The sequence below is a fragment of the Hamadaea tsunoensis DSM 44101 genome (assembly GCF_000428945.1).
Classification (GTDB): domain Bacteria; phylum Actinomycetota; class Actinomycetes; order Mycobacteriales; family Micromonosporaceae; genus Hamadaea; species Hamadaea tsunoensis.
This window is the reverse complement of sequence record NZ_AUAX01000003.1, coordinates 336,944-358,719: the sequence shown is the minus strand read 5'-3', so window position 1 is coordinate 358,719 and position 21,776 is coordinate 336,944. Positions and strand designations below refer to the sequence as shown.

The 21,776-nt window shown below is 71.9% G+C and carries 19 protein-coding genes and 1 pseudogene; 17 read left to right on the top strand and 3 right to left on the bottom strand.

The window, feature by feature from the left end; translation table 11 throughout:
- Positions 1-157: 157 nt before the first annotated feature.
- The 9 genes from G401_RS0106655 to G401_RS43940 all read left to right on the top strand — a co-directional run bounded on the left by G401_RS0106655 (position 158) and on the right by G401_RS43940 (position 10,420).
- On the top strand, positions 158-688 hold the full coding sequence (locus G401_RS0106655; protein ID WP_027341885.1) for a hypothetical protein: 531 nt from the start codon (positions 158-160) through the stop codon (positions 686-688).
- The gene (locus tag G401_RS52430) at positions 679-1,560 is read left to right on the top strand and encodes a hypothetical protein (RefSeq protein WP_157545390.1); all 882 of its coding nucleotides are present in this window, start codon (positions 679-681) and stop codon (positions 1,558-1,560) included. Before G401_RS0106655 ends, G401_RS52430 begins: the two co-directional genes overlap by 10 nt.
- A 294-nt stretch (positions 1,561-1,854) precedes the next feature.
- Positions 1,855-4,647: a type I DNA topoisomerase gene (gene topA, locus G401_RS0106645; protein WP_027341883.1), complete on the top strand. Its 2,793-nt coding sequence runs from the start codon at positions 1,855-1,857 to the stop codon at positions 4,645-4,647.
- Positions 4,648-4,744: 97 nt separating this feature from the next.
- Positions 4,745-5,377, top strand: a complete 633-nt coding sequence (locus G401_RS43955) for a TetR/AcrR family transcriptional regulator (RefSeq protein ID WP_211240691.1) — start codon at positions 4,745-4,747, stop codon at positions 5,375-5,377.
- A 265-nt stretch (positions 5,378-5,642) separates the two neighbouring features.
- Entirely contained in the window at positions 5,643-7,778 is a 2,136-nt protein-coding gene (tmk, locus tag G401_RS43950; protein WP_281174143.1) for a dTMP kinase, read from the top strand.
- A complete protein-coding gene (locus G401_RS0106630) occupies positions 7,775-8,971 on the top strand; it encodes a DNA polymerase III subunit delta' (protein WP_027341882.1) in 1,197 nt (398 codons plus the stop codon). Before tmk ends, G401_RS0106630 begins: the two co-directional genes overlap by 4 nt.
- 161 nt (positions 8,972-9,132) lie before the next feature.
- Positions 9,133-9,459, top strand: a complete 327-nt coding sequence (locus G401_RS0106625; RefSeq protein WP_034590886.1) for a YbaB/EbfC family nucleoid-associated protein — start codon at positions 9,133-9,135, stop codon at positions 9,457-9,459.
- Positions 9,456-9,764 (top strand): type VII secretion target, encoded by a 309-nt coding sequence (locus G401_RS43945; protein ID WP_034590885.1) that lies wholly within the window; start codon positions 9,456-9,458, stop codon positions 9,762-9,764. Before G401_RS0106625 ends, G401_RS43945 begins: the two co-directional genes overlap by 4 nt.
- Before the next feature lie 2 nt (positions 9,765-9,766).
- Positions 9,767-10,420 (top strand): hypothetical protein, encoded by a 654-nt coding sequence (locus tag G401_RS43940; RefSeq protein WP_051366278.1) that lies wholly within the window; start codon positions 9,767-9,769, stop codon positions 10,418-10,420.
- A 113-nt stretch (positions 10,421-10,533) separates the two neighbouring features.
- On the opposite strand, the gene G401_RS0106610 is transcribed toward G401_RS43940, so the two are convergent.
- A complete protein-coding gene (locus G401_RS0106610; RefSeq protein WP_027341880.1) occupies positions 10,534-11,745 on the bottom strand; it encodes a hypothetical protein in 1,212 nt (403 codons plus the stop codon).
- A 149-nt stretch (positions 11,746-11,894) separates the two neighbouring features.
- Here G401_RS0106610 and G401_RS0106605 point away from each other — a divergent pair, with 149 nt between their 5' ends.
- The 6 genes and pseudogenes from G401_RS0106605 to G401_RS0106580 all read left to right on the top strand — a co-directional run bounded on the left by G401_RS0106605 (position 11,895) and on the right by G401_RS0106580 (position 17,818).
- Positions 11,895-12,734: a PSP1 domain-containing protein gene (locus G401_RS0106605; RefSeq protein ID WP_027341879.1), complete on the top strand. Its 840-nt coding sequence runs from the start codon at positions 11,895-11,897 to the stop codon at positions 12,732-12,734.
- A gap of 175 nt (positions 12,735-12,909) precedes the next feature.
- The gene (locus G401_RS43935; RefSeq protein WP_245601636.1) at positions 12,910-14,766 is read left to right on the top strand and encodes a dehydroquinate synthase/iron-containing alcohol dehydrogenase family protein; all 1,857 of its coding nucleotides are present in this window, start codon (positions 12,910-12,912) and stop codon (positions 14,764-14,766) included.
- An 11-nt stretch (positions 14,767-14,777) separates the two neighbouring features.
- On the top strand, positions 14,778-15,707 hold the full coding sequence (locus G401_RS0106595) for a hypothetical protein (RefSeq protein ID WP_034590884.1): 930 nt from the start codon (positions 14,778-14,780) through the stop codon (positions 15,705-15,707).
- Positions 15,708-15,741: 34 nt separating this feature from the next.
- Positions 15,742-16,341 (top strand): annotated as a pseudogene (locus tag G401_RS43930) (futalosine hydrolase); the annotation flags it as partial.
- Positions 16,342-16,508: 167 nt separating this feature from the next.
- Complete coding sequence (locus G401_RS43925) at positions 16,509-17,342, top strand: 1,4-dihydroxy-6-naphthoate synthase (RefSeq protein WP_051366276.1); 834 nt, start codon at positions 16,509-16,511, stop codon at positions 17,340-17,342.
- A gap of 77 nt (positions 17,343-17,419) precedes the next feature.
- On the top strand, positions 17,420-17,818 hold the full coding sequence (locus tag G401_RS0106580) for a cold-shock protein (RefSeq protein ID WP_027341877.1): 399 nt from the start codon (positions 17,420-17,422) through the stop codon (positions 17,816-17,818).
- Positions 17,819-17,858: 40 nt separating this feature from the next.
- On the opposite strand, the gene G401_RS0106575 is transcribed toward G401_RS0106580, so the two are convergent.
- Both G401_RS0106575 and G401_RS0106570 read right to left on the bottom strand, forming a co-directional pair.
- A complete protein-coding gene (locus G401_RS0106575) occupies positions 17,859-20,198 on the bottom strand; it encodes a helicase-associated domain-containing protein (protein WP_027341876.1) in 2,340 nt (779 codons plus the stop codon).
- A gap of 40 nt (positions 20,199-20,238) precedes the next feature.
- A complete protein-coding gene (locus G401_RS0106570) occupies positions 20,239-21,060 on the bottom strand; it encodes a L,D-transpeptidase family protein (protein WP_084556869.1) in 822 nt (273 codons plus the stop codon).
- Positions 21,061-21,245: 185 nt separating this feature from the next.
- Between G401_RS0106570 and G401_RS43920 the strand changes: the two genes are divergently transcribed.
- Both G401_RS43920 and G401_RS43915 read left to right on the top strand, forming a co-directional pair.
- The gene (locus tag G401_RS43920) at positions 21,246-21,479 is read left to right on the top strand and encodes a hypothetical protein (protein WP_034590883.1); all 234 of its coding nucleotides are present in this window, start codon (positions 21,246-21,248) and stop codon (positions 21,477-21,479) included.
- A 28-nt stretch (positions 21,480-21,507) separates the two neighbouring features.
- Complete coding sequence (locus G401_RS43915) at positions 21,508-21,753, top strand: hypothetical protein (RefSeq protein WP_034590882.1); 246 nt, start codon at positions 21,508-21,510, stop codon at positions 21,751-21,753.
- Positions 21,754-21,776: the final 23 nt, after the last annotated feature.

The following is a 21,776-nucleotide window of genomic DNA, read 5'->3' as shown; positions in this document are numbered from 1 at the left end:
TCGGGCTCTCCGGAGTCCGGCGGGTGTCGTTTTTCTCGCCATCGATCTCACTCTGCGTGCATCTGCCGGCCAGGCGGACTGTCGTGAATGCACCCAGAGTCGCCCAGTACGCGTGACGGCGTAGCACGCGTGTGCGATTCGTCGTACGCTGCTACCCATGCGAAGGTGCGCGCCCGGGCTCGCGGCGGTGGCCCTCCTCGCCTCGACCCTGTTGACCGCCTGCGGTGGCGGCCCTCCCGCACGGGTCTGGGCGGCGAGTGTGTGCACCGCCCTGCAACCGTGGCGGACGGAACTCGGCAACCTGACGACCAAGGCGCAGGAGCAGGCGAACGCCGCCCCCAATCCGGCGCAGGCGAAGGAGAACCTGGTCCGCCTGTTCGACGGGGCCGAGAAGACGACCGACGCCGCCCGGTCCAAGGTGGAGGCGGCCGGCATTCCCGACGTCGCCAACGGCCGCACGATCGCCCAGGGCTTCGTCGCCACGCTGACCGCCGTACGCGACGCGTACGGGCATGCGAAGACGGGCATCGGCGGGCTGACCTCGAGCGACCCCAAGACGTTCTCCGACGGTGTGGCGGGCGTGCTCAACACGCTCAACACCGAATGGCAGCAGAGCTCGCCGGACGTCACGCGACTGGACTCCGTGGAACTCCGCAAGGCGTTCGACGAGGTCCCCGAATGTCAGTAGCGCAGGCCGAGGTGACCGTCCGGCGCCGGAGCGGCCAGCTGCCGATCTTCGCCGCGGGGGCCGCCGACCCGTCCCCGGCCGACCTGTCCGGCCTGCTCATCGGCCCCGGCCAGGTGGTACGCATGGGCGGCACCGCCCGCGTGTCGGTCGTCGTCGACGCGCCGTGGCGGGTGCACGCACTCGCGGCCGAGCTGGGCCTGCGCGGGCTGGGGATGCAGTGGGAGCCGTCGAGTGTGGAAGGACACTTCGGGGTCCGCACCGCGTACGCCGGCGTCCTCGCTCCGCTGTCGGCCATCTGGCTGAAGGGCGCCGTCAAGGCTCCGCCGGGCGGTTTCCTGCTCGACGGCGTACGCCTGCGGTTGTGGTTCACCGCTGCCGGTCAGGCCTCGCCCGACTCCTCCGAGCTGCTGCTCCGGCTGGGCGCGAACGACGAGGCGTGCTGGAAGCCGGCCGTCCGGGCGCTCGCGATCCTCGGCTTCCCCGCCGAGGTCACGATGATCACCCGACGGGAGCGGGCGGTGCCGCGACAGCGTACGGAGGCGCTGGTCGAAGCCCTCGAAGCCGGCGAGACGGTCATCGACGGGACTGACCCGGACGACCGGGAGGGTCGGATTTCGGACGGATCCATGGACGAAATCGTGGACGAACACATCGATGAGCCCATGGATGAGCTCATCGATCAGCCCAGGGACGAGCCTGTGGCCGAGACGGTGCTGGAGGGCGAGCCGGAGGCGGTCGCGTCCGTGCTGCCCCCGGCCGAGCCGGTCCGGGGTCCGGCGCTGCGGATCTCCGGCCGCCGCCGGATACGCCGGTTCGCGGAATTGATCGGCGAGCCGCTGCCGGCCGTCCCCCCGGACGCGTGGCCCGCGTAGCGCCGGACCGGTCCCGTTCGACAACGTGAGGCGTGTCTCGTCATAATGAGTAACTCATGCTTTCTTGTCCGGATTCGTCAGCGCAGTATCGTGGCCTGAGTCACGAAGATGTGACCGCGCGTCGATGGGGCGCGCGACCGGACGGCGGAGCTGAGCCGTAGCATTTGGCGCGCCCGGCAGGGGTCGCTTCGCGACCGCTTCGTGCCAGCGCGTTACCTTGGACATCCTGCGGGCCACAACGCCCACCCGGCCGGGTCACTCCGGTCGGCACACCAGCCACTGCGGAGAGGTGCCGTGCCGACAGCCGCCAAGAACCGACTGGTCATCGTCGAGTCCCCGGCGAAGGCGAAGACGATCTCGGGCTACCTGGGCCCGGGTTACGTCGTGGAAGCCAGCCTGGGCCACATCCGTGACCTCCCCGCCGGTGCGAAGCAGCTGCCGGACAAGTACAAGAAGGAGCCCTGGGCGTACCTGGGTGTCGACGTCGACCACGGCTTCGCTCCCATATATATCGTCAATCCGGACCGGGCCAAGCACGTCACCAAGCTCAAGGCCCTGCTGAAGGACGCCGACGAGCTCTATCTGGCGACAGACGAGGACCGCGAGGGCGAGGCCATCGCGTGGCACCTGGCCGAGACGCTGAAGCCGAAGATCCCGGTCAAGCGGATGGTCTTCCACGAGATCACGCGCAACGCCATCCAGGCCGCCGTCGCCAACCCGCGCGAGATCGACCAGGACCTCGTCGACGCGCAGGAGACCCGGCGCATCGTCGACCGGCTCTACGGCTACGACGTGTCACAGGTGCTGTGGAAGAAGGTCGCCCGGGGCACGAGCGCGGGCCGCGTACAGTCCGTCGCCACCCGGATCGTCGTGGAACGCGAGCGGCAGCGCATGGCCTTCCGCTCGGCCACCTACTGGGACATCGTCGCGCGCCTGGTCGCCACCGGCGGCACCTTCGATGCCACCCTCATCGCGCTGGACGGCGACCGGATCGCGTCCGGCAAGGACTTCGAGCCGACCACCGGCCGCGTACGCGGTGACGTCGTCCACCTCGACGAGCAGGCCGCCCGCGGGCTGGCCGCCCGGCTGGACGACCGCCCGTTCACGGTCACCCGGGTCGAGGAGAAGCCGTACCGGCGCAAGCCGGCCGCGCCCTTCATCACCTCGACGCTCCAGCAGGAGGCCGCTCGGAAGATGCGGTTCTCGTCCGCCCAGACGATGCGGACGGCCCAGCGGCTCTACGAGAACGGCTACATCACGTATATGCGTACCGACTCGGTGAACCTCTCCGAGTCGGCCCTCACCGCCGCCCGCCAGCAGATCGCCGAGCTGTACGGGCCGGCGAGCGTACCGCCGCAGGCCCGCCGCTACACCGGCAAGGTGAAGAACGCCCAGGAGGCGCACGAGGCCATCCGCCCCGCCGGCGACACGTTCCGTACGCCCGCCGAGATCGCCCGCGAGGTCTCCGTCGAGGAGTTCAAGCTCTACGAGCTGATCTGGAAGCGTACGCTCGCCTCGCAGATGGGTGACGCGGTCGGCGTCACGGTCAGCGCCCGGATCCGCGCGGTGACCGCGGCGAACGAGGAGTGCGACTTCGGCGCGACCGGCCGGACGATCACCGACCCGGGCTTCCTGCGGGTCTACGTCGAGTCCACCGACGAGGAGACCGACGACGACGGCGAGGCGAAGCTCCCGCCGCTGGTCAAGGACCAGAAGCTGACCGAGGACGGGCTCACCCCGCTCGGCCACACGACCCAGCCGCCGTCCCGCTATACGGAGGCGTCGCTGGTCAAGGCGCTGGAGGAGCTGGGCATCGGCCGCCCCTCCACGTACGCCTCGATCATGCAGACGATCCAGGACCGCGGCTACGTGTTGAAGAAGGGCCAGGCGCTGGTCCCGAGCTTCCTCGCGTTCGCCGTGGTGGGCCTGCTGGAGCGGCACTACCCGCGGCTGGTCGACTACGACTTCACCGCCGCGATGGAGGACGAGCTGGACCACATCGCCGGTGGCGACGCGTCCAGCCTGGAGTTCCTGACCTCGTTCTATTTCGGCTCGCCGAGCGCGGGCGAGGGTTCGGTGGCCGCCGCAGGCGGTCTGAAGAAGCTGGTGACCGAGCAGCTGGGCGAGATCGACGCCCGGGAGGTCAACTCGATCCCGCTGTTCACCGACGACGCCGGCCGCGACGTGGTCGTCCGCGTCGGCCGCTACGGCCCGTACATCCAGCGGGGCGGCAACGGCGCGGACGCCGACCCGGACGCGGAATCGGCCGCCGACGGCGACCGGGTGTCCATCCCGGACGGGATCGCGCCGGACGAGCTGACCCCGGAGAAGGTCGACGAGCTGTTCCTCGGTGGCGGCGGCGAGCGCAAGCTCGGCGAGCACCCGCAGACCGGCGAGCCCGTCGTGCTCAAGTCCGGCCGCTTCGGTCCGTACGTGTCGTCGGGGGAGACCAACTCCTCGCTGCTGAAGACGCAGACGCCCGAGCTGCTGACCCTGGAGCAGGCGCTGCAGCTGCTCAGCCTGCCCCGGCTGGTCGGCAAGGACGAGAACGGCGTGGAGATCTTCGCGCGCAACGGCCGGTACGGGCCCTACATCGAGCGGGACAAGGACTCCCGGTCGCTGGAGAGCGAGGACCAGCTGTTCACCGTGACGCTGGAACAGGCGCTCACGCTGCTGGCCGCGCCGAAGCAGCGGGGCCGCCGCGCCGCCGCGCCGCCCCTGCGGGAGATGGGCGTCGACCCGCTCACCGACAAGCCGATGGTGATCAAGGAAGGCCGGTTCGGCCCATACGTCACCGACGGCGAGGTGAACGCGTCGCTGCGGCGCGGGCAGACGCCCGAGTCGCTGACGATCGAGCAGGCGTCGGAGATGCTTTCCGAGAAGCGGGCGAAGGGACCGGCCCCGAAGAAGGCCGTCGCCAAGAAGGCCGCGCCGGCGAAGAAGGCGGCCGCCGCCAAGGCCACGGGGACGACGGCCGCCAAGAAGACGACGGCCAAGAAAGCCACCGCGAAGAAGGCGGCCGCGAAGACCACCGCGGCGAAGAAGGCCGCCCCCAAGAAGGCGGTGGCAAAGAAGAACGCCGAGTAGCAGAGCCGTTGCGCCCGCGGACTCGTTGCTCCGAGTAGAGTTTCGGTTTCAGCGTCGCCGCCGGGAGGCGGACGGCGCAGTTGCGAAGGAGCGGCGAGTGACAACACCAGCCGTTACGACCCGGCCGCTACGCAGGGTGCCGGTGCAAGGGCGCAGCGTGGCGCGTGTGCAGCGGATGCTCGACGCGTGCGCCGAGCTGATCGATGAGGTCGGTTACGAGGGCCTCACGACGACGCTGCTCGCCGAGCGGGCGGGCGTGGCCATCGGTTCGGTCTACCAGTTCTTCCCGGACAAGCGGGCCATCGTTCAGGCGTTGACCCTGCGTAACGTGGAGGCGTACCTGGCCCGGCTGGCCGAGCGCATCCCGGCCGGCGAGCTGACGGACTGGTGGGACGGCGTCGACGCGGGCATCGAGGAGTACATCGAGCTGCACCGCAGGGTGCCCGGCTTCCGTACCCTGCACTTCGGCGACGTGGTGGACGTGCACCTCATCGACGCCGAACGCGACAACAACGAGGTCATCGCCGATCACCTGGCCGACCTGCTGGTGCGCTACCACTCGGTGACCGACGAGCCGCGTCTGCGCTTCGCCCTGGTCATCGCCGTGGAGTCGGCGGACGCCCTGATCAAGCTGGCGTTCCGGCGCCAGCCCGAGGGCGACGAAGCCGTCCTGCGGGAGGCGAAGGCGCTCGTGCGCGAGTACCTCCACCGGCACGTGGGCCAGAGCTGACCCGTCCGGGGAGCGCCCATGGGCGTCACACCCGGCGGGGATCACGGCCACCGAGATCCGGGTTACGTCCGGGTCGCCTTTCCCGTGGACGCCGGGTAACGGACGGTTAAAGTGATCCCCAGGCGCCCGCGAAAGCGGGCAGGCGGGGTGGAGGACGACCATCGGGAAGCAAGCACGCGGGCGGTCGGAAGCGGGCGGTCGGGCGCACGACCCGGTGGCGCCCGAAGTCGTGCCCGCCTCAGCGGAAGAGGCCATCGAGTTCGCCTTGACCGGTGAGACCGGCTCCATTCTGCGTATCCGGCCGTTCCGGCGGCTCTGGATCGTGCTCGGAGCGGCCGCCCTCGGTGACTGGCTCGGCCTGCTCGCCACCGCAACGTTCGCGTCGGCCCAGGTCAGCGGCTCGGCGGCCAAGGGCCTCGCCTTCGGCTCGGTCATCGCGGTACGCCTGCTCCCCGCGCTCGTCCTCGGTCCGGTGGCCGGTGTGCTCGCCGACCGGTTCGACCGTCGCTTCACGATGGTCATCTGCGACCTGCTGCGGTTCGTGCTGTTCGCGTCGATTCCGCTGGCCGCCCTGCAGGCCGACAACCCGGCCGTCAAGATCGGCTGGGCGGCGGTCGCGACCTTCCTCATCGAGACGATCACGCTGATCTGGATCCCGGCCAAGGAGGCCGCGGTGCCGAACCTGGTGCCCAAGCGGCGCCTGGAGGAGGTCAACCAGCTCACGCTGATCACCACGTACGGCATCACGCCGGTGCTCGCGGCCCTCGGCCTGGCCGGGCTGAACCAGATCTTCGAGACCGCCACCGGCGGCGGGGCGGGCGGCACCGAGGCGGCCACGATCGCCCTGTACTTCAACGCGCTGTCCCGGCTCGCCACCGCGATCGTGGTCTTCTTCGGCATCCGCGAGATCAGCGGTCGCGACGGCCAGCACGTACGCCCGGAGGAGAGCATCCTGCGCCAGTTCGCGGACGGGTGGCGCTACGTCGCGCGTACGCCGTTGGTGCGGGGGCTGGTCCTCGGCATCCTGGGCGCCTTCGCGGCCGGCGGTCTGGTGATCGGCACCGCGCAGTTCTACGCGAAGTCCCTCAGCGGCGGCGATTCGACGTTCTACCTGCTCTTCGGCTTGATCTTCATCGGCCTCGGGCTCGGCATCGCGCTCGGTCCACGGCTGGTCGGCGCGCTGTCCCGACGGCGCTGGTTCGGCCTGTCCATCGGGCTGGCCGGGGTGTCGGTCGGGCTGCTCTCCGTGGCCCCGCACCTGAGCATCGCCGCCTTCGGCACGCTGCTGGTCGGCTCGGGCGCCGGGATGGCCTTCCTGTCCGGTACGACGCTGCTCGGCGGCGAGGTCGAGGACGAGGTACGCGGTCGCGTCTTCGCCTTCGTCCAGACCTCCGTACGCGTCGTCCTCATGCTCGCCATCGCGATGTCGGGCGTGCTCGTCGGCGCGGGCGGATCGCGCGAGGTGCACGTCTTCGGGGCGACCGTCGCCATCTCGGCGACGCGTGTCCTCCTGTTCGTCGCCGGCGTCTTCGGTACGCTCGCCGCCGTGTGGGCGCTGCGCCAGATGGACGACAAGCCGGGCGTACCGGTGTTCAGGGACGTGTGGGCCTCGATGCGGGGCCGGCCGCTGCCCCCGCTCGACGAGGCGGGACCGGCCGGACTCTTCGTCGTCTTCGAGGGCGGTGAGGGCGCCGGGAAGTCCACCCAGATCGCGCTGCTGGCCGACCGGCTGCGCGAGCAGGGCCGCCCGGTCCTCGTGACCCGCGAGCCGGGAGCGACCCCGATGGGCGTACGCATCCGGAAACTGCTGCTCGACGCGCACTCCGAGGGCGGCGAAGCACCGACGCCCCGGGCCGAGGCGCTGCTGTACGCGGCCGACCGCGCCCATCACGTCGCCGACGTCGTGCGGCCCGCCCTCGATCGGGGCGAGGTCGTCATCTGCGACCGGTACGTGGACAGCTCGCTCGCTTACCAGGGGGCGGGGCGGACGCTCAGCCGCGAGGAGCTGGCCGAGCTGTCGGACTGGGCCACCGAGGGTCTCACCCCGGCGCTGACCGTGCTGCTCGACCTCGATCCCCGGATCGGGCTCGACCGGGTGGCCGCCCGAGGACGGGGCCACGACCGGCTCGAATCCGAGGCGATCTCGTTCCACGACCGGGTCCGGGGCGCGTACCTGGAGCTGGCGAAGGCGGCGCCGGAGCGCTACCTGGTGCTCGACGCGACCCTGCCGCCCTCGGCGATCGCCGACGACGTCGCCGTACGCGTCGCCGATCTGCTGCCCGCACTCGCGCCCGCCGGGGAGCCGCCCAACTTTCGCGGCGCCGAACCGGTCGGGCGGGTCGACGACCTGACCGAGCTGACGGCTGAGCTGGCCGACCCCGCGGGGGCGGTCCAGCGATGACCGCGACCGTCTTCGACGAGCTGGTCGGCCAGGCCGACGCGATAGAGACGCTGCGGGCCGCCGCGCTGTCGGCCAACGCCCTGCTCGCCGGGACGAACTCGCACGCCGGTGCGATGACGCACGCCTGGCTGTTCACCGGCCCCGCCGGATCCGGGCGGTCCACTGCCGCCCGGGCGTTCGCCGCCGCCCTGCAATGCGTACGCGGTGGGATCGGCTGCGGGGAGTGCTCCGGCTGCCACACGACCCTCGGCGGTACGCATGCCGACGTGCGGTTCGTGGTGCCCGAGGGCCTCAGCATCCCGGTGGCGCTGATGCGGGAGCTGGTGATGCGGGCGGCCAGCGCGCCGACCGCCGGCCGCTGGCAGGTGCTGGTCGTGGAGGACGCCGACCGGCTGACCGAGGCGGCCGCGAACGCGCTGCTCAAAGCGGTCGAGGAGCCTCCGGCACGGACGGTCTTCCTGCTCTGTGCGCCGAGTACGCATCCCGACGACATCTCGATCACGATCCGCTCGCGGTGCCGTTCGGTGCCGCTCCGGCAGCCGCCGGCGGCCGCGGTCGCGGAGCTGCTGACGCGCCGGGACGGGCTCGCGCCGGAGACGGCCGTGTGGGCGGCCGCGGCGGCCCAGGGACACGTCGGGCGGGCCCGGCGGCTGGCCGGTGACGCCCAGGCGCGTGCGCGTCGCGAAGCCGTCCTGGCCGTCCCGCGCCAGCTGACCACGATCGGCGCCTGTTTCGACGCGGCCGCCGCGCTCATCGAGGCCGCCGAGGCCGAAGCCGCGGACGCGGTCGCGGCGCTGGACGCGACGGAGCGGTCGGCCCTCGAGATGGCGCTCGGCGCGGGCGGCACGGGCAAGGGCGCTGCCGGTGCGGCGCGCGGCTCGGCGGGCCAGCTCAAGGATCTGGAGAAGCGGCAGAAGTCGCGGGCCACCCGGGCTCAGCGCGACGCCCTCGACCGGGCGCTGATGGATCTCGCCGGGTTCTACCGGGACGTGCTGAACACACAGTTCGGCCGGACGGTCTCGCCGATCCACCTCGACGCGTCGCCGGTCGCCGAGGCCGCGGCGGCCAGGTGGAAGCCCGAGGCGACCCTGCGCCGGCTGGAGGCGATCCTCGCCTGCCGGGAGGCGATCGACGCCAACGTGAAGCCCAAGATCGCCGTCGAGGCGATGATGCTCGCCCTCTGGAAGGGCTGAGCGGGCCCCGCGGGACACCGGCGACACCCGAGAAACACGACTCGCGGAGTTGCTTCGTTAATCACGTTGTCCACAGGCTGTGGATAGCGAGTGCGAGCGTACGGGCTTGGTTATCCACAGGGTCTACCGGCTTGGTGAACGCTTGGGTAACCTCGGCAAACGTGCGGGAGATCGATGAAGCCTGGATCGAGGAGGCCGTCACGGCCTACCGGCGCATCGAGGAGCGCCAGGCGGAGTTCACCCGGTCCCTCGCCGACATCGAGGTGAGCGTGCGCTCGCCCGACGGTCTCGTCGAGGTGGTCGTGGCAGGTGAGGGCGGCGTGCGCAACGTCGCCATCGTCGGTGCGCTGCGCAATCACAGCGCGTCCGAGATCAACCGGTCCATCCAGGCCGCCCTGCACGCCGCGAAGGACGGCGCCGAATGGGCGCGCCGCCGGCTGCATCAGGACATCTTCGGGGATTATCCGCGCCTGGGAGGGATGTCATGAGCGGGTTGCGCCGGCTGGCCGAGCGCCTCGACCGGGCCGCCGAGCAGATCGCCGAGGTTCCGGCGGCGCTCGCGCGCAGCGAGGTCACGCCCTTCAACGATCTGTCCGGCGCGCCCGGCCGGCTCGGCGACATCGGCCGTGACCTGCGCCGTCAGTGCGCCGAAGCCTGGCAGAACCGGTTCGACGAGGCCACCGACGCGGGCCGCCGGATCGACCGGCTCGCCGACGCCGTCCGTGACGCCGCCACCCGCTATGCCGCCACCGAGCAGGCCGTCCGCGCCGAGCACCCGGATTGGGGACTGTAGCGATGGACGCCCTCGACCGTATCGCCGGTCCGGCCGCCGACCTGCTCCACCGGGTCGACACGGCGATCGGCAAGCACGGCGCACCGCCGGGCCATCAGGTCTGGCCGCTGCTGCGCTGGGTCGGCACGCTGCCGGGACCGGCGGTGCAGGCGATCGTGAACCTGCGCCCGACCGCCCTGCCCGCCGACGAGGTACGCGGTCTGACCGACCGGCTCGTCGACGCGGTGGCGACCGTCGACCAGGCCGGCGTGCGCTGGGAGGGCGAAGCCGGTGCGGCGTACGCGGCGCAGTGGGAAGCGCATCGGCGGCACCTGACCGACCCCGACGCCTCGCTGGGTTCCCGGCTCGACGACATGGGCGCCTATCTCGACGACGTCGAGGGGTGGATCGCCGAGAGCCGGGTGGCCCTGGCCCTCAAGCTGGCCCTCGTCATGCGCTCGGCCGAGGCGATCTCGCTGGTCACCGGGGCCGATCCCATCGAGGTCGGGCAGGCGGCCGCCACGATCGGGGCGCTCGTGCTCGGCGAGATCGAGGAGATCTGCAAGGCCGGCGAGATGCTCCACGAGGAGTGGACGAGCCGGCTCGCGCCGCTGCCGTTCCGGTCGCCCACCGACTTCGGGCCGGCCACCGGCACCCACACCCACGTCGACCTCTGACAGTGCGGATGTGGGAGCGGGTCACCCGAGCAGCCTGACCGGGCAAGACCGCCGGCTGGGTGCGACAACGGCGCCGCACCCAGCCGGGTACGGCGCCGCGTATGGGCGGAGGGTCAGCGTCGCGACGGTCGGACCGGTTCCGGGCGCCGCCTCCGTCCGAAGAGGAGGAAGAGCGTACCGAGGCCGGCGAGGATGAACCCGGAGCCCGTGATGTAGGCGACCGGCGCCATCCCCGTCACCGGCAGGCCGCATCCCGGGCCGCCGCAATGATCCCTGGTCACCGGCGGGGCGCTGGGCGACGGCGGGCTGCTCGCCAAGGGGCAGGGCGCACACGCGTCCGCGCTCAGGACACCGATGCCGAGATCGAGGACGGCCGCGTCGGCTCCCGCCGGCAGCAGCTGTACGCGCAACGAAGCCGCCGAGGCCTGCGTACCGGTGTCGGTGATCTTCTTGCTGACCGAGCCGATCGACAGCCGGAGCACGGCCGTCGGCGCCGACCGGCCCAGCAGCGGCAGGCCGAGCCTGCTGAGCAGGCCGGCGGAAGTGATCGGCACGTCGACGTGGGTGCCGGGGGAGTCGAGCCGCTGCTTCGGTACGCCCGGCGCGGTGATCTCCAGGATCGGCGACTGGTACGCGACCGTGGACGTCTTCGCCGAGCCGGTGGCGGTCACGGCCAGCGTCGGCGGCTTGACCACCTTGACCCCGACCGCCCCGGAGAGCAGCTGCAGGTCGGCCAGCTCGATCTCGGCCGCGGCGACCGAGGCGGTCCGGCCGTCGACCACCCGGGTTCCGGTGACCGCCGTGCTCGACAGGTTGTGCGGCGCGCGTACCAGGGACAGGACGTTGAGATCCGCGACGGCGGCCGAGGCGACGCCCGCGGGCCCGGTCTGGCTGCCGCAGGCCATACCCGCGGACCAGGTGGCCTGCGCGGACAGGTCGCCGGTGCCGACGTCGGCGACGCCGAGGTGCTGGGCGAGCGCGTTGTAGCGGGCCGGCCCGGTGTGGGTCGGCGGCGCCTGCTGGGTGACCGCGCTGTCGAGCGCGGCCGCGGTGAGCTTGACGCCGGCGACGTGCGCGTCCGTGTAGCGGGCCGCGGCGCGGGTGGCGATCGGCTGACGCGCGTCCATGGCGGACGTGGTCGTGGCGAGCCGGAGGTCGGCGACCGGGCCGATCTGCAGGCCGAGCGGGCGCAGGTCCAGGGCGCTCAGCTCGGCCAGGTCCGCCGATGCGTGGGCCGAGTACGCCGCAGGTGCGCACGTCGCGGCGTTCGCGGGCGCCGGGGCGAGTCCGGCCAGACCTAGAGGAAGCGCAGCAATAGGGATCAACCGCAGCAAAGTCCGCAGGGGAGGCAGCATGACTGGCCCAACGACGCGGGCCGGGCGCGGTGACGCAAGGGTGGCGTTAGTATAACGACGAATCGGACGAAAGGGTACGCATACTTCGCCAAACGGCTGACGGCGGCTAGTGTGGCGGCATGGGCATGCTCTGCGCGGTGACCTTCAACCGGTACGGCCGGCTCTTCTACCTCGACCCGGGCGAGTTCACGCCGAAGGTCGGGCAGAAGGTGCTGGTGCCGACCGACGACGGTCCGGAGGTGGCCGAGTGCGTCTGGTCGGCGCAGTGGGTCTCGGAGGAGACCTCCGGCTTCCCGAAGATGCTGGGCCTGGCCGACGACGGTGACATTGCCCGCGACCAGCAGCTGCGCGACCGCAAGGCGGAGGCGCAGGTCGCCGCCAAGAAGCTGATCCGCGAGCACGAGCTGCCGATGAAGGTGGTCGCCGTCGACCACATCGACGGGGCCTCGCCGCAGACGACGATCTACTTCACCGCGCCGCACCGCGTCGACTTCCGGTCGCTCGTCCGCGACCTGGGCGCCACCCTCAAGTGCCGGGTCGAGCTGCGGCAGCTGTCCGCGCGGGATTCGGCACGCGTACAGGGCGGGATCGGGTCGTGCGGGCGGGACCTGTGCTGTGCCACGTTCCTCACCGACTTCGAGCCGGTGACGATCCGGATGGCCAAGGACCAGGACCTGCCGCTGAACCCGCTGCGGATCTCCGGGGCGTGCGGGCGTCTCATGTGCTGCCTCAAGTACGAGCACCCGCTCTATCAGGACTTCCAGGCCAGCGCCCCGGCGGTCGGCGAGCGCGTCGAGACCGACGAGGGGGCCGGTCGCGTCGTGGCGCACTCGGTCCCGCGGGACGCGGTCGTGGTCCGGCTCGACGCGGACGGATCGCGCAAGGTCTGCCCGAAGGCGTCGGTCTGCGGATCGCGGAAACTCTTCGCCGAGCGGTACGCCAACTCCAACCCGGAGTGATCCCGGCACCGAGAACGAGATCAAGATCCCGTTTGGATCAGGGAAGCGCACGTAATCTTGGCCCAAGATTCGGGTGATGTCCCTGATCCAAACGGGATCTTGGCTACGGGGCAGAACGGCGAATGAACGATCGGGGTCTTCTGGAGATTGCCCGGTCCCACTAGGCTGCCGCACTGTGACCGAACCCGAGGTGCACCAGGGCGTACCGGGCCAGCCCGTCCCGCCGAAGCCGACCGTGGGATCGCCGGAGTCCGGCGCGTACACGGAGAAGCCGGCCGCCGCCGCCGATGTGATCAATGCGGACGATCCGACGATCGTGCTGCCGGCGAGCCCGCTGCACCGGCCGTCCTCTCTGGACCCCAAAGAGCTCGGCTTCACGCCGCAGGATCCCGTGCCGTGGCTCGGCCCGGGTCTGCTCGCCGCGACCGGCGCCCGCGTGGCCCTCGCCGAGCAGTTCGGCGCCTATCTGGACAAGCGCGAGCTGCAGGGCGCCTTCGCGACCCGGATCCACGACGAGCACGCCGAGGACGACGAGCTCTGGCTGGACTACATCGCCGACCTCGGCGACGGTTTCAACGCCACCTACTCGATGGCCTGGCTGCTGGCCCAGCCCTCGCTGCGGGTCGGCGCGGCGCCCGACGGGCACGGCGACGACGGCCTCGTGCTCACCGAACTGCCCCGGGGCGAACTCCTCGTCATGGGCGGCGACCAGGTCTACCCGACCGCGAGCGGGCCGGCGTACGAGGACCGGATGGTGGGTCCCTATCTCGCCGCGTACTCCACGCCGGAGAAGGGCGCGAAGCCGCCGTCGATCTTCGCGCTGCCCGGCAACCACGACTGGTACGACGGCCTCACCGCGTTCCTACGGCTGTTCGCCCGGCGCGAGGACGGCCACATCGGCGCCTGGCAGACCCAGCAGACCCGCAGCTACTTCGCGCTCAAGCTGCCGCACAACTGGTGGCTCCTGGCCGTCGACGTGCAGGGCGAGGCGTACCTGGACGATCCTCAGCTCGACTACTTCCGCAACGTGTCCAACCTGCTCGGCCCGGACGACAAGATCATCATTGCGTACCCGCAACCGTCCTGGGTGGAGACCCGCGAGCACCCGCGCGGCTACGACACGCTCGCCTACTTCCGGCGCAAGCTGATCGAGCCGACCGGGGCCAAGGTCCGCCTGATGATCTCCGGCGACCTGCACCACTACGCGCGCTACGCCGAGGCCGCGGGCGCGGCCGGCGAGCAGCTGATCACGGCCGGCAACGGCGGCGCGTACCTCTACGCGACGCACGGGTTGCCGACCACGCTCACCGTCCCGCCGCGCAAGCCGTTCGCGGTCGCCATGCAGCAGAAGGAGTTCCAGCTGCGGCAGACCTACCCGAGCCGCAACCGGTCGCGCGCGCTGAGCACGGGCATCTTCCTGCGCCTGCCCTGGCGCAACCCCGGCTTCGCCACTCTGCTCGGTGTCGTTCAGACGCTGTTCCTGTTGTCCCTCAAGGGATCCGCGCACCAGCTGCTGAGCCTTCCGGCCTTCATGATGATCGGCCTGATGCTCGCGGGCAGCCTCTTCTTCGCGGTCGGCCTCTCCCACGGCATGGTCCGGCGCATCCCCGTCCTGCTCGGGCTCGCGCACGGCATAGCGCACGTCGTCGTCGGCTACGCGGGGTACTTCGTCTGGCGGTCGCTGCCGTTCGACGACCAACCGTGGCCGTGGCCCGGCCTCCTCGCGTTCGTGATCTACGGCCCGATCTTCGGCATCATCGGCGCCGAGGTGGTCGCGCTCTACCTGTTCCTCGCCGGCAACTTCCGGGTCAACCTCAACGAGCTGTTCGCCGGCCAGGGCATCGAGGACTACAAGGGCTTCCTGCGGATGAAGTTCGCGAAGGACGGCTCGCTCACGATCTATCCGATCGGCGTCGACCGGGTCGGCCGCACGTGGGTGCCCAAGCCCGAGCGCGACGCGAGCACGCCGTGGCTCGACCCGGCCAAACCGCTCCAACCGCGGCTCATCGAAGATCCGATCGTTCTGCCTTAGATTTACTGGCGATGATTCAAGAGATCGGTCGCGCGCTCGCCGTGCTGGTCATGCTGATCGCGCGGCTGCTCGGCCGTGCCTGGCGGGCGCTCAATTTCCTGGTACGCCACGCGGTGCGTACCCGTGCCGCGACGGCGTCGACGGTGACCACCGGTGGGCGGCTGCTGGACCTGGCCGTCCTGTCGTTCCTCGCCGATCTGCTGGTCGTCGTGGAGTGGTGGCGGCGCTCGACCCTGCCGGCGGCCCGCCCGGCGGTGATCGGGCTGGCGGTCGGCGTCCTGCTGGCCGTGGCGGCCGGGGTGTTCCTGCGCGACCGGGCGGCCACCCGGTTCCTGCTGGCCGGGTCGGAGATGGTCCGGCTCGGCTGCGTCAGCGCGATCGCGTTCGCCCCGACCGTGGTGGTCGTCGGCGGCACCTCGAACACCGCGCTCGGCTCGGCCGCGGCCGGGGCGCTCATCGGTCTCATGATCGTCGAGCGCACCCTGTGGACCTTGTGCGTACGCGCGCTCGCTCCGCAGGCCGGCATCGCGGTCGCGGCCGCCGCCCGGTACGCCGTGCTCCTGCTCGTCCCGATGCTGCTGATCGTGATCGTCACCTTGGTCGCCGGTGGCCTGACGGCGCTTCTGCTGGCCCAGGTGGCTCTGCTGGCGGCGTTCTGCGTGGCGCTGGCCGTCGCGTCGACGCACCGGGACCGGGCGGTGTCGACGGCGCTGCTGCCGGTGCAGTCAGGTCCCGTCGAACCCGCGCCGGTCCCGCAGCCCGCCGCCGCCCGGCCGGCCGAGACCGCGGTGAAGCCGAAGCCCCGGCCGTGGAAGCGGGACAAGGACTCCGGTCCGGCCGTCGTGGAGCCGCCGGTCGCCAAGCCCGGCCCGCAGGAGGAACCGCCGTTCCACGTCTACCGGCCCAGTTCCCTCGACGAACCTCACGACGACCGGCCCTGACGCGTACCGCGTCGTGCGCCTGGAGTAGACAGGGCTGGTGCGTACGCTCATCGTGACCGCGGTCGAGGCCGAAGCCGGAGCCGTCCGGAAGGGCCTGACCGGATGCGACGTCCAGGCCGTCGGGGTCGGACCGGCCGTGGCGGCGGCCGCCACCGCCCGCCTGCTGACGCTCGCCGAAGCGGGCGGAAACGCGTACTCCCGGGTGGTGAGCATGGGGATCGCGGGCGGTTTCCCGGGCGCGGTGCCGGTGGGCGGGCTGGTCGTGGCCACCCGCAGCGTGTTCGCGGACCTTGGGGCGCAGTCGGCCGATGGTTTCCTCACGATCGACGAACTGGGCTTCGGCAGCGGTGTGTCGCTTGTGGACGGCGATCTGGACCTGCCCGGCGCCGTACGCGGGGCGATCCTGACCGTCGCGACCGTGACCGGGACGGCGGAACGCGCGGCGGAGCTGCGGAGACTGTGGCCGGACGCGGTGGCCGAGGGCATGGAGGGTGCCGGGGTCGCGGCCGCGGCCGCCGCCTGTGGCCTGCCCTTCGCGGAGATCCGCACGATCTCGAACCCGGTCGGTCCGCGCGACCGGGCGGCGTGGCGGATCGGCGAGGCGCTCGCCGCCCTCACGGACGCCGCGGCGGCGTTCGGGGATAACGTAGCCGGGGAGCGCTTGCGCGAGCCGCCGGGAGTTCAGTCTGCCGGGGAGCGCTTGCGCGAGCCGCCGGGAGTTCAGTCAGCCGGGGAGCGCTTGCGCGAGCCGCCGGGAGTTCAGTCAGCCGGGGAGCGCTCGCGCGAGCAGTCAGGAGCATCATGAAGATCGCATACTCGCCGTGCCCGAACGACACGTTCGTCTTCCACGCGCTGACCCACGGTCTCGTGCCCGGCGCCCCCGATTTCGAGGTGACGTACGCCGACGTCGACGTCACCAACACGGCCGCCCTGGACGGCCGGTTCGACCTGGTGAAGGTGTCCTACGCGGCGCTGCCCTGGCTGGCCGACCAGTACGAGCTGCTGCCCTGCGGCGGCGCGCTCGGCCGGGGCTGCGGCCCGCTGGTGCTGACCGCCGGCCGGGAGTCGCTCGACGGCGCGCTCGTGGCCGTGCCGGGCGAGCGGACGACGGCCTACCTGCTGATGCGGCTGTGGGCCGAGCAGACCGGCCAGACGCCGCGCGAGATCGCGGTCGTGCCGTTCCACCAGATCATGCCGGGCGTCGCCGACGGCACCTACGACGCCGGCCTGGTCATCCACGAGGCGCGCTTCACCTATCAGCGGTTCGGCCTGACGAGCGTTCAGGACCTCGGCGAGTGGTGGGAGGGCGACACGGGTTCCCCGATCCCGCTCGGCGCCATCCTGGCGAGGAAGGGCGTGGTCGACCCGGCCGCCGCGACCGCCTGGATCCAGGCCTCCGTACGCCACGCCTGGGCGCGTCCGGACGACAGCCGCGCGTACGTCCTGGAACACGCCCAGGAGATGGAGCAGGCCGTGGTGGACCAGCACATCGGGCTCTACGTCAACGAGTTCACCGAGAACCTCGGCGACGCCGGATACGCGGCGGTCGCCGAACTCCTCGGCCGCGCCGCGGACGCCGGGTTGACCCCTCGGATGGCGGGTATTGCTGTTGGGTCGGTTGGGCGCGCTCGATAGCCTGGAACACGGCCGCGAGAAGGCGGCCGCGCCGGCGTCGCCGCCGGTCCACCGCACGCATGGAAGCAGGGATCTAGGTGCCTACCGGTCGGGTCAAGTGGTATGACGCCCAGAAGGGCTACGGCTTCGTCACCAGCGATGAAGGCGGGGACGTCTTCCTGCCCAAGACCGCGTTGCCGGGCGGTGTCGACGATCTCAAGGGCGGCCAGAAGATCGAGTTCGGTGTGATCGAGGGCCGCAAGGGCGCCCAGGCGATGGGCGTCAAGCTGCTGGAGGCGCCGCCGTCGGTCGCCCAGGCCCAGGCCGAGGCGAAGCGGCGTACGCCGGACGAGCTCAACACCCTCATCGAAGACATGATCAAGGTGCTCGAGGCGAAGATCCTGCCGGACCTCAAGCGCGGCCGGCACCCCGACCGCAAGACCGGCCAGAAGATCGGCGAGGCCCTGCACGCGGTGGCCCGCGAACTCGAGATCTGACCTGCGACGCGGGCCGGCGGTCGACGACCGCCGGCCCGGTTCAGCTCGGGTTCTCGTAGACCGCCGCGATGACGCGGGAGAGCGCGAAGGTGTGCATCATCTGCGTACGCTCGTCTTCGGCGCGAAGGTAGCCGGCCCCGATCGACACCGGGCGTACCAGCCGCGAATTCGTGGAACCGTGGGCGTCCACATAGCCCACCCAGACCCGGGCCTTCTCGCGTACCGCCTGCTGCAGCACGGCCAGCGCCTCGCTGTGGGCCTGCAACGGCGTGATCCCGTCGACCGTCCCACCGGTCGCCGCGCGTACCGCGAGCGGGGCCTTGCGCGCCGCCCGCACCGCGGCGTCGCCCAGCCGGACCTGTTCCACCAGGCCGATCAGCCGCGGCCGGGTCAGCCCCGCCGTGGGATCCACCGGCGGCAGCACGGCCGAGCGCGCGGGCGCCCGGCGGGCCTTGGGCCGGCTCAGCACCACCGCGCCCGTCGCGTCCTCGGGCGCCGGCGCGAAACCGTGGTCCCGGAGTATGCCGAGCAGCCGCCCCGGCGGCGAGAGCGTGATGAGCACGGTCGGGGCCAGCCGCCGCAGCCCGAGTCCGGCCAGCCGGCGGTCGGCGAGCACGCTGGCGACCAGGGCCTCGTCGTCGGAGCGCAGGTACGCCCCGGCCGCCCCGGTACGCAGCCCGCCGTGCGTACGCGCGACGTCGTCGATCATGTAGGACAGTGCCTGGGGGACCGGCGTCCGCGACCGCTTGCCGAAGAGCGCCTGGAGATCGCTGCCGGCGTACCCGGCGTCGAGGGCCCGGCGCAGCGACTCCCGGGTCACCCGGTAGACGACGGCACCGCCGCCCGACTCGTGCTCGGCGAGCAGGTCCAGCTCGGCGGCGAGCTGTGCCTCCGGCTGCCCCGGCACGACCACGGTCAGGTCGGCCTGCACCACGAAATGGTCGACCGGCGGCGGCAGGAGCGTCTCCAGCGCGGCCGCGGCCAGGGTCCGGTCGCGGGGCCGGTCGGCGCCGGGTCGCGTACCGAGCGGGTCGCCGTCGGACTCGTCCTCTGTGGACAGCAGAGCGCGGCCGTATCCGGTCAGGCCGCCGAAACCGGTGATGCCCAGGGTCGCCGCCTCGGCCAGCACGGCCGTGTAGACCGGCTCCCGTCCGCGTACGCGCAGCGGCATGTGCCAGCCCAGCAGCTCGATCAGCTCATCCGTGGCGGGGGTCGTGCCGGGCGGGATCGCACCGAGGGTGTCCCGGCGCAGCGCGGGCAGGCCGGCGCGCTCGCCCTCGGGGGACAGTGCGCCGATCGGCCGGTCGCGCTCGTCGCGGGCACCGATCAGGGAGGGCTGCCGGGGCATGTTCAGCCACGCCCGGGCCAGCCGGTCCCAGCGCTGGGCGAGCTCCTCGCCGCGCCACACGTCGTAACCGGCGGCGGGCAGGTAGTCGGTCTCGGTCTCGCCGAGCAGGCCGGCCGCCGCGGTGACCTCGACGAGCAGCCCCGCGGTCGGTTCGGGCAGCCCGGCCGCCTTGGCGAGCCGCCGCAACGGCAGGACGCCCAGACCGCCGCCCCGCAGGATCGGAGCCGGATCCGCCGCCAGCGCGTCCAGGAGCGCCTCGGCTTCCCGCACGACGGTCATGGCCTGCCCGGCCCCCGCCCGGTCGACGACGTCCGCGCTGCGGCTCGCGCCCGGCAGGGCCGGCGGCTGCGGATGCGTCACGCCCAGCGGACCGTGGTCCCGCCGCAGCAGCAGGCCGAGTTCGCGGGGAAGCTCGACGGTCTGGTCGTCCAGGCGTACCAGGAGATGTTGATCGAGAAGGTCCACGACGGCCTCGGGCGGCTCGCTGAAGGTGCCCACGGGCGGACCCGCGGCCAGCCGGTCGAGCACGGCGCGGGCGGCCGGGGTGGCGGCGAGGAGGGCCCGGCGGAGCCTGGCCGGATCGGCGGCGAGGGCGGCAGCGGCGGCGTCCAGCTCGGCGGCCGGCCGTCCCAGCCCCGCCGGGTACGCCGAACACGCCTCGTCCACGCCGCCCGCGACCTGGAGTTCCTCGTCGGTGCCGAAGAGCAGGAAGAGCTTGTGCAGCAGCTGGACGGCCTCGCGTACGCGGGCCGGCTCGGCGCCGCCCGGCGGTGCGGCCGAGATGGCGAGAATGCCGTCGACCGAGGTGAGCCCGTCGGCGTCCCGGGTGAGCCGGGCCGCATCCAGGATCTCCAGCGTGAACCGGTCCAGCCGGTCGACGGCGCGGGCCACCGACAGCCGGGTCTGCGCCCGGGCGGCGAGCGACGCGACATCCGAGGGGACCGGGGTGACCAGATCCGGACGGGCGCGCAACAGCTCACCGAGCGCCTCGTCGGGCAGTGCTCGGAGCCGGTCGGTGAAGGTGATGGTCATCGTCGCTCAACCGTACCCAACCCGACCGGCTCCGGTGCTGTCATGTACCGGGGCGACGGCCGTACAGGTGAACCTTGGTGCCGGCCTTCAGCAGCGAGTAGTACTTCACCGCGTCCGTGTGCAGCAGGTTCGCGCAGCCGTGCGACCCGATCGACATGTCGTGGATGTAGGTGGTGGTCTCGTGGAAACCGTCACCGTTGTAGAACTGCTGCCAGTACGGCAGCCAGACCTTGTACGGGTTCGACCAGTGCTTCGGCGACCGGTCGAAGACCTTGAACCAGCCGGCCGGCGTCGCGTACCCGGGCTTGCCGGTACGCGTGACCGTCGGTCCCCAGACGAGCTGGCCGCCGTTCATGATGTACGTGGTCTGGTGGGTGAGGTCGACGCAGGCGACCAGCCCGGTGCCGGCCTGGCACTGGCTGACGTCGGTCGCCGCCAGGCGGGTCGCGACGCTGAACGTGGTGTCGCCGGCGCGGCCGTTGACCGGCGAGATGCCGTACCGCTTCTGGAACTTCTTGATCGCCGCGCAGTCGGCGGCGGTGTTCTTGCCGTCGACCGTCAGCGTGCCCCAGATGCGCAGCTTGTTCAGGGCTGCCTCGACCTCGCGCTGGTGCGGGCCGGCCTGGCAGGCCGCGACCGCGGTCGAGCCGGACCCGGTCGTCGCGCTGTCGACCACGGTCGTCGGCGCGGCGGAGGGTGACGTACTCGGTGCCGCGACGGCCGCCGACGGGCTGACCGGCACGGTGTCGGAGACCGGGGCCAGGCTCGGTCCGCTCGCCTCCGACCGGGGCTGGGCCGGTGCGCAGGCGGTCAGAGCCGCCAGCAGCACTGCGCCGGTGGCGCAGGCGTACCGGAATTTCATGTTCGTCCTCCCCAAAACTCGCATCCGCCGGTGCGTACACCGGCAATACCAGTGACGCAAAGGATGCGGGAGACGGTTGCAGGGGGAGACTAAACGACGTGATCAGCTTCGCGATAGTGGCCGTAGGGCCAGCACGTCCCTAGGCTGTCCACAGTGCTCGTACCGGGACCGTGCGAGGAGGACGGATGCGCTCGCTGGGCGTCACGCTGCTGATCGTCGTGGCCGGGGCCGCCGGCTGGTTCTTCCTGGCCCGGCTCGTGATGGACGAGGGCGTGGGGGACGCCGTGAACGAGTCGGTGGGCGTGGCTTTCGGGCTGCTGATCGTCGTGTCGGTGGTCGGCGCGATCCGCAAGGCGCGGTCGGCCGGCGGTGGGGACGACTCCGCCGATTCGGGCGACGATCCAGAAAAGCCCTCATAATCCCCAGTACGCGTGGCAACCTTGAGGCGTGACGGCCGAGCAGGAACCCGAGGGCGAGGCGCGATCGCGGCCCGCTGCGCGGTTCACCCGGGCGACGCTGGTGGGGTGCGGCATCGCGGTCGGTGCCCTGACCGCCTGGTTCCTCTTCGCCTGGCTGGTACTCGACCGCATGATGCTCGACGCCGCCGGCGAGGCGATCGGCAGCGGCCTGCTCCTGCTGGTTGTGATCTCCATCATCGGAGCGCTGCTCCGGGGTACCCGCGACCCCGACTGAGGGCCGGGGACGCGTTGGGCCGC